12 protein-coding genes are annotated in these 11,592 nt (G+C 57.0%); all 12 read right to left on the reverse strand.

Features of this window, described 5'->3' with window-relative positions; genetic code table 11:
- Window positions 1–51: 51 nt before the first annotated feature.
- A complete protein-coding gene (locus tag AC3WOY_RS26880) occupies window positions 52–684 on the reverse strand; it encodes an IncC plasmid conjugative DNA transfer DtrJ family protein (RefSeq protein WP_492429541.1) in 633 nt (210 codons plus the stop codon).
- The gene (locus tag AC3WOY_RS26885; protein WP_492429542.1) at window positions 685–1,236 is read right to left on the reverse strand and encodes a hypothetical protein; all 552 of its coding nucleotides are present in this window, start codon (window positions 1,234–1,236) and stop codon (window positions 685–687) included.
- Between the two features lie 183 nt (window positions 1,237–1,419).
- Window positions 1,420–1,710, reverse strand: coding sequence for a TraA family conjugative transfer protein (gene traA / locus AC3WOY_RS26890; RefSeq protein ID WP_492429543.1), 291 nt, complete (start codon window positions 1,708–1,710; stop codon window positions 1,420–1,422).
- A gap of 495 nt (window positions 1,711–2,205) precedes the next feature.
- Window positions 2,206–2,895 (reverse strand): DsbC family protein, encoded by a 690-nt coding sequence (locus AC3WOY_RS26895; RefSeq protein WP_492429544.1) that lies wholly within the window; start codon window positions 2,893–2,895, stop codon window positions 2,206–2,208.
- A 19-nt stretch (window positions 2,896–2,914) separates the two neighbouring features.
- The gene (locus AC3WOY_RS26900) at window positions 2,915–3,925 is read right to left on the reverse strand and encodes a TraU family protein (protein ID WP_492429545.1); all 1,011 of its coding nucleotides are present in this window, start codon (window positions 3,923–3,925) and stop codon (window positions 2,915–2,917) included.
- Window positions 3,925–5,202 (reverse strand): TrbC family F-type conjugative pilus assembly protein, encoded by a 1,278-nt coding sequence (locus AC3WOY_RS26905; RefSeq protein ID WP_492429546.1) that lies wholly within the window; start codon window positions 5,200–5,202, stop codon window positions 3,925–3,927. Before AC3WOY_RS26905 ends, AC3WOY_RS26900 begins: the two co-directional genes overlap by 1 nt.
- The gene (locus AC3WOY_RS26910; RefSeq protein ID WP_492429547.1) at window positions 5,177–5,725 is read right to left on the reverse strand and encodes a S26 family signal peptidase; all 549 of its coding nucleotides are present in this window, start codon (window positions 5,723–5,725) and stop codon (window positions 5,177–5,179) included. Before AC3WOY_RS26910 ends, AC3WOY_RS26905 begins: the two co-directional genes overlap by 26 nt.
- Window position 5,726: 1 nt before the next feature.
- Window positions 5,727–6,044 (reverse strand): hypothetical protein, encoded by a 318-nt coding sequence (locus AC3WOY_RS26915; RefSeq protein WP_492429548.1) that lies wholly within the window; start codon window positions 6,042–6,044, stop codon window positions 5,727–5,729.
- Window positions 6,041–8,491 (reverse strand): type IV secretion system protein TraC, encoded by a 2,451-nt coding sequence (gene traC / locus AC3WOY_RS26920; RefSeq protein ID WP_492429549.1) that lies wholly within the window; start codon window positions 8,489–8,491, stop codon window positions 6,041–6,043. Before traC ends, AC3WOY_RS26915 begins: the two co-directional genes overlap by 4 nt.
- Window positions 8,492–8,567: 76 nt before the next feature.
- Window positions 8,568–9,089 (reverse strand): type IV conjugative transfer system lipoprotein TraV, encoded by a 522-nt coding sequence (traV, locus tag AC3WOY_RS26925; RefSeq protein WP_492429550.1) that lies wholly within the window; start codon window positions 9,087–9,089, stop codon window positions 8,568–8,570.
- Window positions 9,090–9,099: 10 nt separating this feature from the next.
- Window positions 9,100–9,954: a thioredoxin fold domain-containing protein gene (locus AC3WOY_RS26930; RefSeq protein ID WP_492429551.1), complete on the reverse strand. Its 855-nt coding sequence runs from the start codon at window positions 9,952–9,954 to the stop codon at window positions 9,100–9,102.
- 15 nt (window positions 9,955–9,969) lie between these two features.
- Complete coding sequence (locus tag AC3WOY_RS26935) at window positions 9,970–11,592, reverse strand: TraB/VirB10 family protein (RefSeq protein WP_492429552.1); 1,623 nt, start codon at window positions 11,590–11,592, stop codon at window positions 9,970–9,972.

Consider the following 11,592-nt stretch of genomic DNA (forward strand, 5'->3'; position numbering starts at 1 on the left):
CCGCAACAACTTTTCGTAAGGCACCCCAAAATGGCGCGTTACATCGTTTCTTTATGCAAGTTGCTGCGTATGCGAGATCATTGAATAAAGTGCAAGGCAGAACGCCCCTATCCAGATAGGCGCCGCGAGAGGCGTCACTGGGAAAGGAACCAGGAAATAGAGGAATGGGAATACCGCCAGGCCGAGCACGGTATGGGACATCGCCCCGAATACCACGGGACTGGCGTATTCGAAGTTGAATTGCTTCTTCTTTCGGGTAGAAAGACCGTCTACTACGACAGCGATGACGAATGGGACGAGGTAAGGCACCCACATCATCATGATCGTCCACCGCTGGGTGCCGTAGTAGACGGCGGTCCAAAAGGTCTGCAGCTTTTCTTTGACAACCTGGAATACGGGTTTGCCCATATCCTTGAGCGACTTTGAGTTTTTCAACTCGTCCTGCGTTGGCACGAATGCCGCGTAGGAGCCATTGATCATCCCCGAGTCATAGAACCACTCCCGAAAAGTAGCGTCGGTTTGGTCTACGATTTCCAACGCCATCTCTTCACCGAAGGTTTTCACGAGCATCACCCGTTCCGCCACGGCGGCTTTCTTAATCGTATCGCTGGACAGAACGATCGTCACGAAGACCGTTTCAACCAGCAAGATCAGAAACCAAAAGAGAAAGCGTTTGAACGTCATTTACCTTACCCCTACCACGTCCTCACCGTCGATATGCCGGATGAGGTTGTCCAGCCTACCTCCAACTGCAATGAGATCATGCTGACCCAGGATTCGCGATGCTATGCATTTTCGGATGATCCGTGCATCGACTTCGTTCTCGGTTCCGGTTCTTTTCGACACCTTGAGATCCCCTTTATGCGAGTGCGTGGATAGCCAATCGCTCATCGGGGTTTCCAGGGCATTCCAACGGATGTGGCCTTCCTCATCGACCACATGCACCTCGCACTCGAGTAATTCATGCGTGTGCCGCACAAGCCCGCCGATGAAGGTCGGAACCTGTTTGATCTCTGTCTCAATGGTGACCGGCGTATGCTGAAGCTGCCCCCAATCCTCAAATGCCTGCTGGAGACACTTATGGAACAAAGGCGTTGTATCTTCTGCCGCCGCCGGAACTACATCGAGGAAGTGTGATGCAAGGCGCTGACAGACCTGCAGTAACGAGGGCATCTGATGAAACAGCATTTCGGCGTCTTTCCTCAGTGCCTTGTCCCGCAGTGCATCCTTGATCACCTCATCCGGTGAAAGAGCCGCTCGTGGCCGTCGGCTGGCTGCAGGTCGTTTCGCTCCCTTCTGAGGCAGCTTAATGACTGTAGCCTTCACCATCGATCCCGACCTTTCGCCTGTTTCACGTGCACACAAACAAAAAGGGAGCCGGACCGGCTCCCTTTATGTTCGTACATCGCGGAGCCGTTATTAGATAACAGCGGTGACGATGTTTTCGATAACGCCAGGGCCGTAATACATCACCATGGCACCGGCCACGCCCGCGACTGCTGCAACGACGGACTGCTTCACGATGCCTGCAGCGATACCGACCATGAAGATCGCCAGGGAGATCACCTTACCGAGCGTGCCCTTGGCCCAGCCGGAGAGCAGATCGTAGATGTCGTTGAATTCGGTACCGCCGGTGCCGGCGATTGCGAGGCCCGGGACGATCAGTGCGAGACCGAGGGCGAGAGCTGCGGTTTTCATCTTTTTAGCCATGAATGCTCCTATCAAATGATTTGGTGGGTAACCGGCAGATTTGCCGTCATCGTCTTCAGCCACGTTATGTTCGCGCGCTGCCGATGGGTCGAACTATAGAGAGAAAAATCCGCACGCGACTTTTGTAAAACGCCTCATTTCGTCACCTTTCAAGCTTTGCTCGCCGCATGCTCTTTAAAAGTCTTTTTCGTTCAATGAGTTGCGCACGGTTCTCGTCCTTTCTTACCCTTTTTGGCCTTTTAAACGATCTTCCTTGCACACGTTTTCCGCTCTATACCGTTGAGCCGCACTCACTCTTGATGCCATGCGGTTGTACAACGCTTTTAAGCACCGCGTACCAAGTCTGTGTGTTTGATTGAGCAGCGCAGATTTTTTCGCGCCCCAGCGGTTGACCATGTCTGTTTTCACTCACTGCAGCGATCCGCAACTCGTTCTGAAATGAAAAAAGGCCAGATCCACTGGATCTGGCCTCTGTTGGTGAGCGCTTTTTCTGTTCTATTGGAGATTCTGCTTCGCGGTCGCGGCAAGTCGTTGCTCAATCTGTTGCAGCGGTACTGCGCCCGGAACCCTGTCCCCGTTCATGAAGAACAGCGTCGGCGTTCCGGTGACCTTCATCCTTTGCCCGAGCTCCGTGAGCTTCGCGATCGGCGCATTGCAGTTCTTCGCCGCCGGCGGCGCTTTACCGTCGACCATCCAGTCATTCCAGGCCTTTGCCTTATCCGGTGCACACCAGATGCCCTTGGTTTTCTCGGTAGAGTCGGCCCCGAGCATCGGAATCATGAAGGTGTAGATCGTCGTGTCCTTCAAGGACGTCAAATCTTTGGCGAGCCGCTTGCAGTAGCCGCAATTGACGTCTTCGAACGTAACCAGTGTGTTCTTCCCGTTGCCGCGGACCTGCTTCACAGCCAGGTCGAACGGCAGGATCGCAATTGATCGCTTTCCGGTGATGTTCTCTTTCGTCTTTCCGTCGATGATATTCCCGACAATGAACGAGGAGGCCGTTTCATCGGTATAGATGATCTGTCCGTTCGCAACCACTTCGTAAAGGCCCAGATGGTCCGTTTTCGTGACGGTGTCGACCTTCATGCCCAATCGCGCTTCAACCACGCTTTGAACGTCTGCACTTGCTGTAGCGCTGGCCGCCACAATTTGGAGTGCAGCTGCAAGAAATAAACTCTTTTTCATAGAACGCCTCAAACGGAAATCAATATGCGCAACATTCTGTGTACTGGAAAACGATGTACACGAAGTCCTCGCCAACGCCGGGAATGTTGCGGAACTCACGAGACGTCATCGGCGACTGGCCAAACGTATCGCAGCAAGGCTTGGTTGCCTGCGGAACCGGATAGAACTGGGATATTCGGTACTGCTCCTTCGGGATGATTGGCCAGAACTGCCCGCCACACATCGCCTCGGAGCTCCCGTAGGTCTTTTTGGCGAAGCCCCGCATATGTGCCGTCATGATCTCCCGCCCGGCCATCAACGCGGTATAGGACGGAGGGCTTGCAGCCGAATTGACGTGGTTGGCTCCCGGAGTAAGCATACCGAGGCATCCCATACAGCCGGGCAGATCCGACAGTGGCCGCCCCGCCGTGGACGCTGTACAGTCGGCCATCGCCGCGATATAAGCGGCAGGCGTCGAAAATACGACGCTCATGGGGTTGAACCACATCGCCAGTTCATCACGCTGCTTGGTCGGATCGATCTCGCTGAAACTCATGTGGGCCATGGTCATAAAATTGCCCTGAGAGCAGCTGTCCGAGATCAGCATTTGCAGCATGTACGCGATCGGGAATGCTACGTAGTGCGTGTGGTAGAACGTCTTGTCGGAATTGTCGTTGGTGGTGCTTTTTCGGCCACCCATGAGACGCGGTGCATTCATCAGCGTTTGCCCGAGCACGGGGGAACACCACGGCGTCCGCACGGTCTCGACCAGGCGCGTTGGAAGCCAACCGGCCACGGAGTAGCCCCACTGATAGATGCCCATGTGGTTCTTGCACTTGCAGAACGCACTGTTACGGGCACCATCCGGGATGCTCCCTGATCCAAATTTAGCGCCGACGACGCGAATCGGGAAAATGCAAGACCAGCAAAACTTGTTCATCAGTGCACCGCTGAGCAAGTTCGAGTTCGGGCAAACCGCGCTTGCCATGGCAGGCTTGGTAGCCACGCCGGCGACGGCCAGCAGAACGATGATTATCAGCCTGGCGAGCATCACTTACCCTTCTTCGCAAGGAATTCAGAGACGTTGTACTCCTTGATCCATGCCTTACCGTTCTCGTAATAAAGCATCGCAGGCAAGCGCTCGATCTTGAAGCGCTCAGCCAGCGTTTTGTCCAGGACGGTCACGGGCGCGTCCAGCACGTCCTCCTGGCGCTGGAAATCGTCCCATCCATTCTTCGGGTTTACCGATGAAGTGATGTAAGTGGGGGGATGTCCGCTCTTCAAGGCCTCCTGCCCAAGGCGTTTTGCTACCTCGAGGTGATTCTTCTTCGACCCGTTAAAGAAGATGTAGCGGCCCTGGAGGGGCACGTAGTGCGCCGGGTTGATACGATCACCGGCGCGCGCCAGGTAACCCCCTTGCATGTCAGGAATGTCCATCGTCAGCTCAACCGTCGGGTCGAACTCAAACACTTGCGTGTGAATCGCGTCCGGAAGGTGTGACGGCATGTCCTTCATCTTGTCGGTCCAGAAGCCCTTGATCATGTCCGACTTGATTTTTTCCATGTCCATAGCTGCCCAGCGGCGCTTCATCTCCTCCACCATGTCGGGTTCCTTGATCTGATACACAGGACCGTGGCGGCCGTAGTCCTGCGACGGATCTTCGCCGTGGTTTGAGCGTCTCAGGATCCAGTCCACGCCATAGATGCCGCGGGCTTGATACTCGTTGCCGTTCTTTGCGTACGAGATGTACGGCACCACGCCTACTTTCAGTCGCTTGAACTGGTTCGGGTCGATTTCAATGTTGGGGACGGCATTCACGTCCTCCGGTATGTATTTGGTGATCTTGGCAATCAGGGCATCGATGGACTTGCCGCGCTCTACGCCGCGAAACACGATTACGGCCTTGTCGGCGTGCATCGTCGCCTCACGCACGAGGTCGCGCAGTTCCTTCTCTGGGATCGCCAGCGATGCGAAAATTGTTACGCGGCCGTCCTCGGGCACCTGTGGAGCGTCCTCCGCGAGCGGGTCCGGCGCCTGCACGTCTTTTCCGGTCACCGCTTTTCCGGCGATCTGAGCGCCTTGCTGGTAGATCGCCTTGGCGTCCTGCTCATACGCCTGAATCTTGTTCTTCGGCATCAACCAGTCCGGCACCTCGACGCTCCCTGCGTCCCGCACGATCTGCTGCGACCGTTTGATCCAAGACTGATCGCTCAGGTCCTGCGCTTTGGATGCCACCCCAGGCTGTTGCGCCGTCGCGACCGTGGTGACCGCGGCTACCGCAACCGCGATCGCGAGCATGACTTTAGAAAATTGCATATGCGCGTCCAATCACATCACGTTGATTGACAAGGCCCAACATCGAGTACCGGCTGTCCAGCGAATCCTTGTGCGGCGCTTGAACGTAATATTGATTCGGCCCGATCTTCCCTGCGGGCGACGCTTCCAACTCCTGGCCGCGCAATCCATGGGTTTTTGCCACGCCAACAACCGTTCCGCCAATCGAGAACTCTCTATCCTTCAGCGTCACCACATCGCCCTCCACACCGGCGACGATTTTCACGAACACCTGCCCCTTCTTGTAGGGATACCCGCCGTTCCACCGGAAGGCAATGTAATCGCCCTTCTTCACCGGTTCATTCACATGAACGAGAAAGAAGGTGTTGGGCAAGCTCGGCGTACGGTTGTAGCCAAACTGATAGTTCTCGTTGAAGAGATAGACGGTAGCGGCAGCAAAGATATACGCCGGCCACATGCGCCGCGCGTGAATCAAGACCAGCCGCAGGAAGCCGGCAATATTTGCCGGAGTGATGTCTTTTGCCCATGCGCGGGCAACACTCGTTTGTGCCGCCATTTCAGTTCCCCTTGTCTTCCGGCTTGATCCCGATATACGCCTCCTCCGGCGCCTCGATCACCATGCTTGCGTCAAGAACAATCACGCCCATCGACGCGAGCTGCTTCGCCTGTTCCTTGATCGCGTCGATTTTTGTCTTCGCCCGCTCTTTCGAGGCCGGATCGCTCGGATTTACTGTCTTCACGATGGCGCTGATATCGACCAGGGCGACCTGAGGCGCCGCTGGCAGGTCGGCCGCTTTTTTGAAGGCGAGATAGGCCAGTCCTGCCGAGACCACGCTGTTTGCAACGAAGAGCCCTGCGATCACGAATTTGTTCATGCTACTTCCTTTGTACGTTCATGCGCGATCACGTCGGTGATCGCTTCCTTGATGTTCATTCCGCGATCCATGCGCGCCATGATGGCCGCGACTTCGTCCGGGTGCGTCGAATACAGCAGTTGCGAGAAACGGTCGACAATCAATCTGCCGATGCCCGCACCGTTACCGGTGTAGAAGAAGATTTCGGAGTACACGCCCTTAACCGTGTTGACCGTCTTGATCAGTTCGAGCACGCCGTCAGAAAGCGACAGACGTTTCGATTCCTTGATCGCATCGATTGTCTCAGCACGCTGCCCCAACATAAAGATGTGGGCACTATTCTCTGCAATCGCCACTCCCGAAGGATTGGCATAGAGGTCGTTGAGGGACTGCGTTACCGTAATACCCGCCGCTCCGTATTTTCGGAAACGACGGTATCCGTTTTCCATGAACTTCGACATGTCGCCGCCCGACGTCAACAGGTCCCAGGCCTCGTCCACGATGAGCAGTTTGCGACGGTCGCGCGCACCGAGGAACATCGCCTGCTGAATCTGGAAGATCAGCTGAAGCAGCACGACAGCCTGCAGGTGCTTACGCGACTTCAGTTCCTCGAGTTCGAGCACCGTGAAGGCGTTCTTGAAGGTGACGTTGTTCGGGCCATTGAAGAACCGCCCGTACTCGCCACCGCTCGTAAACGGATACAGCTGCTCGCCGAGATCGCGCACGCGCTGATCGTCTTCCTCTTTCAACGCGCGGGCCACGACGTCAATCGTCAGGTCGCTGCCATACTCATCAAAGCAGGCGCGAAGCACGTTTCGCAGGCGCGCATACTGGAAGTCCGACACCTTATCTGTCGGAGACGCCATCGCGACGATAATGCCTGTCAACATATCCGCTTCTTCGTTGTAGTCCTTGACCAACGGGAACGGGTTGATGCAGATATTCGCTTCCTTAGTGAACTCAACGAAGTCGCCGTCCAGCCCCTTCGCAAGCTTCAAGTAACTGCGGCCGACGTCGATCACCCAAATCTGTGCGCCCATGTTCAGATAGGAGGTAATGATCTCGTTCGTGAGGAACGATTTGCCCGAACCCGAGGCCGCGCAGATGGTGAGGTTGTAGTTGGTATTCGAGTCGAACAGGTCGATCCCCATCACCTGACCATTGCGGGAGATGAACGACATCGCCGGATTGCCCGTGCCTTTCCAGTCGCCGACGATGGGCATAAGTTGGGCAGCATGCGAAGTGGCGACCGTGTGATACCGGAACAGCAGCTTGACGACTTCCTTGTCCTGGCACATTGGAAGCGCATTCACCAGCATCGGCAGCGTGATGAACTTATCCTCCTGCAGCTGATATCCGATCTCGCGGTAGTAGCTGATCATGTTCGAGACCGCTTCATTGGCCTCGTTCTCGCTGTCGGTAAACAGCAGGAAGTACGGGCAGACCTTCACAACCGTGTCGCCCTTGCCGATGGCGTCAAACAATTCGTCGAAGGACTGCTTCTTCAAACCGATGCGCGGTACGAACTGCAGCATCGGTCCAAACGCTTGGTAAGCCACGAAATTGCGCTGGTTTTCAAGCGCGGCCTTCTCGGAGTGGAATTCCGGGAAGTAGATGTTCATGCACGCGATGAAGTTGTGCCGGATGCCCTTATTGCCGGTGCGCGGATCCCCGAGCAGAGCGTGAGCTGCCGCCAGAGACATATAGTCGGGCAGGCGCTTCGGCGAAAGTGCGGAGACGCGTTTCTTGCCAACGAACAGGCCTTTGCGATCGATGTCAATCTTCGACTCCAGATCGAAGATTTGATCGCGGATGAACGTGTCCTCGTCATACTCGTACGCTGTTTCCGGACTCTTCCACTCCGCGTTCTCGCCCCAGTTGAGGACCGACCCCATGAAGTGAATGTAGTATTGCGGCGGCACTTGCACCGACGGCATACCCACCGACTCCAGGCTCTGCTTCAACGAGATACAGAGATCCTTTGCTTGCGCATAGTCACTCTCCGTCGGCTGACCGAAGTTCGTGCAGGGGATCTTGCCCGATACCATGACGATAATGTCGCGCACGCGGGTCTTGTTCCGGTTCTCGATCGGTTTCGCGACAGACTTCTCGAACATGTCCAGCTTCGCGTCCAACGATTCCTGCAGAACGCCGGTAGGATCATTGTTCGGGTTCGAGAGGAAGGCGGCGCGCATATTGCGCACGCTCATCGTGAACTGGCTGATGTCGGGGCTGGAGTACTGCATGAAGGACAGGAACGAATGGGCCGGGAAACCGGCGCAGAGCAGCACATTGATCTTGTCCGCAATATCATCACTTCCATACAGCATCGGATTGCTGACGAAGCAGAAGCTAAGGTAGCCGTCTTCGGTGTAATAGAGCCCGGCATCCTTGTCGTAGGCCAGCACAGGGATCAGTTGCGCCGGCGTCTCGCGATTGATGATGGCTTGAATGGCTGCGGAACTCATTGTGGTGACCTCGACTCTTCAGACAGTGGGGGACGAGCCGCGCGCGTTTGGCGCGGCGTCCAGAACAGCAATGGAATTATTTGTTGACGCTAAGGGGCGATTTGACGGTTACTTTGCCGGGTCCGTTACCCGTCAGGGGGCTGAGCGCCCCATTCCCTGTCATGATCTGCATCTCGCCAACGTTCCACTTACGGGCGACAACTTCCGTGTAGACGAACTCGGAAGCATGAAGATCGCCTTCCTTATCTTCCCAGGGCGAGATCCAGATACGCATCACCTGCGCCTGGGTGCGGATCGGCACGGGACGGTCAATCGCGGGAACAGGATCTGCGCGAAGTGATGCGTTGGGGGCTGCAGCACCGTCGGCCACCTTACCGCCAGCGGTCTGCAGCGCAGACTTTCCCTCGACAAATCCCCCGTTCGTGATGCGGTCCGCATGTTCCGTCGCCGCGTACACTTCCTTCGCGCTCATGCAACGGGTGCCTTCCGGAAGGCCCTTACAGCCAAATTCCTGCGCGCCGATGCCAAAGGTGCTGGCGCACCCGCTCAAGACGCCGCAGGCAAGCACGGCCATGACAGTCAGTTTATTGATCGACATCGGTAACTCCTTATTTGCTTCGAAGCGCCGCGCCAAGGTCCTTCACCGCGCCGCGAATAACGTTGAACTTCGGGGTGATGGTGTACGGCACGGACTCGACGCCGAGTACCCGGGCGACGACCACCGCCTTCGCCAGAGCGGAGGTGTCGCACTTCTCCGTCACCAGCTTTGCGTTTTCCAGCTGGTCGTCAATCAGCGCTTTGACTGCTGCCGTCTTGTCCTTGGTGCAAACGAGCTTCTTCGCCCACTCACCGGACTGCGCGCCGAGGATCGGCAAGAGGACGATCTTGAAGGTGTACTCCGACGAGAGAGAGGGAATCTGCTTCATCAGATCGTGGCAATGCGGGCAAAGCGGATCGACGAACATCACCACTTCTTTCGCTCCCGTCCCCACGGTGAATGCGCCCAGATCGTCGGGATTGGCGTTGATCTTGCGAAGGTTCACCTTATCGATCCCTTCGAGATCAGCAATATTGGTAATTACCTTGCCGTTCCACATGTCGACCATGCGGAAGCTGCCGACGATGAAACGACCGTTGTCAGACACCATCAAGGTCAAGTCACCCGCTTCGACGATCGCCATGTTGGTGCCAGGGATCTTTTTCATTCCGTCGATTTTGCGCATGCGGCTGCGGATCTGCTCAACCATCTTGCTGCTCGCCAGTTCTTCTTCGGTCTGTCCCGGCTTTGCCGCCTCGACGGCGGGCGCCTTTGCTGCTGCGGCGGATGCTTTCACGGCCGGAGCGGCAACCTGTGTCGGCGCTGCCTGATTGACGATCACGACTTCCTGTTCCGGCTGCTGCGCGATCGCGGCTTGGGACGCCGCTAGAGCGAGGGCTGCGAAGCCCATCCAGAGGTTTTTCATTTCGGTCCTTGTTTCTTATCGGCTAATCGGGTTCTGGAAAAAGCGGTTCGCCGAATTGCCGACCTGGTTAGCAACATCGCCTGCCACCCCTTTTGCGTTGTTCAGCATGTTCTGCCCGGCATTTACGGCGTCATCGACCATACCGTTCAGGTTCTGGCCCATTCCGCCCTGCCGTCCTTGCTTGGGCTTTTGCTGCTGCGTCTGAAGCCGGGCAGATCGCGTGACGATAAAGTCGATACTGCGTCCAGCGTCAACCTCGATCACGGGGAAGATGTTCTTGCTCATGTCGATGTAATACTTGGAGATCTCCGACGCTGCGCTGGAGATACCCCCAAGCGCCGACTCCTCGATGACCTGGTCCGGCGTCGGACGCTGAGTCTCGATAGAGCCCGACGGATTCAGCGTGATCGCCGGGATCTTCGCGGGCTTGAGCGAATTCGTGATGCCGCTCAAGAAACCGCTCAGCAGCGCCTTGCCAATGATGCTGCCCGTCTTTTGTACAAGTCGGCCGCGCACGCCGGTCTTGCCGTCTTCGCCGACCGCGTAGGCGTCGAGTCCGGACTCCACGATCTCGCCGTCCTGCGTTACACAGCTCACAGCCTCGCTGCGGAGGTACGCCCGTTCCGATGCCATGTCGCCGTAGCCCGCGGCGATGATGAAGCACTCTTTGAGGTCCATGCGGAACCGGTTGGGCAAAATCGCCTCGTGCTTGATCCTCAGCAGCGACGGGAACGGATCCTTGCGCGAATGCGCGGAGGTCGGCGCGTCCATACCGGTGACCATCGTGCCGGAAAGGATGGAGCCGGCCGGCAGAGTCAGATTCGGCTTCTCCTTCTTTTCCTTGCCCTTCGGCGCAACTCGGCCACCGACCTGCGTGCCGCCAGGCACAGCAGCGCCCGGTGTTCCGGGTTGGCTGGGCCCATTGCGCGCCTGCCCTTCCTCATCAAACACCATGATGCGCGACCCGCCGCCTTGAGATTTCGGTGCAGTACCCCCTGCGACGACACCACCACCGGCGGGTCCACTGTTGCGCGCGATCGCATCGAGCGGATCTTCTTCGGGCTCCTCGACCACCGGCGCCACGACCTTCTTCGGTTTCTCCGCGCTCCGGGTGACGCTGCCATTCGGCGCCCCACGCTTTGCTTCTTGCTGGCGCTTGATTTTCTCGATCAGCTCCGAGTCTTTGGTGTCAACCACCGGCTTGCCAGAGTCCGCGGCAGGTTCCATGTCTTTCGGAAGGAACTGCTCCGGACCGCCGCCGCGCGGCGCGGGGACGTCATCCTGCCCGCCTGCAAAGGGCGGAATGTCGGGAGTGACATCGCGTTTTTCCTTCGGGTCGACGGCATTGCCGCGCGCCGTTCGCAGCTGCACCACTTCTTCTTCAAGGCGCTTCAGCTTAGCCGCCATCGCATCATTCGACAGATGCTTGGTATCCGTTCCGGTAAAAACGTCGTAATTGACCTTCTTGTCGCGCTTCGCCTTCGTGTTCGTCGGCCTTGAGGGCGTGGTGGAACTTTCACCAAGCACGACCAGGCTGGTGATCACGGCAAGGAAAACCACCACTGCAGAGAAAATGACCGTCTTTTTCTTCGCCGCCGGCGTCAGCGTCCCGAAATACTCTTTCGCTTTTGTCAGCAT

It is taken from the genome of Noviherbaspirillum sp. FW303-A3, assembly GCF_058788695.1.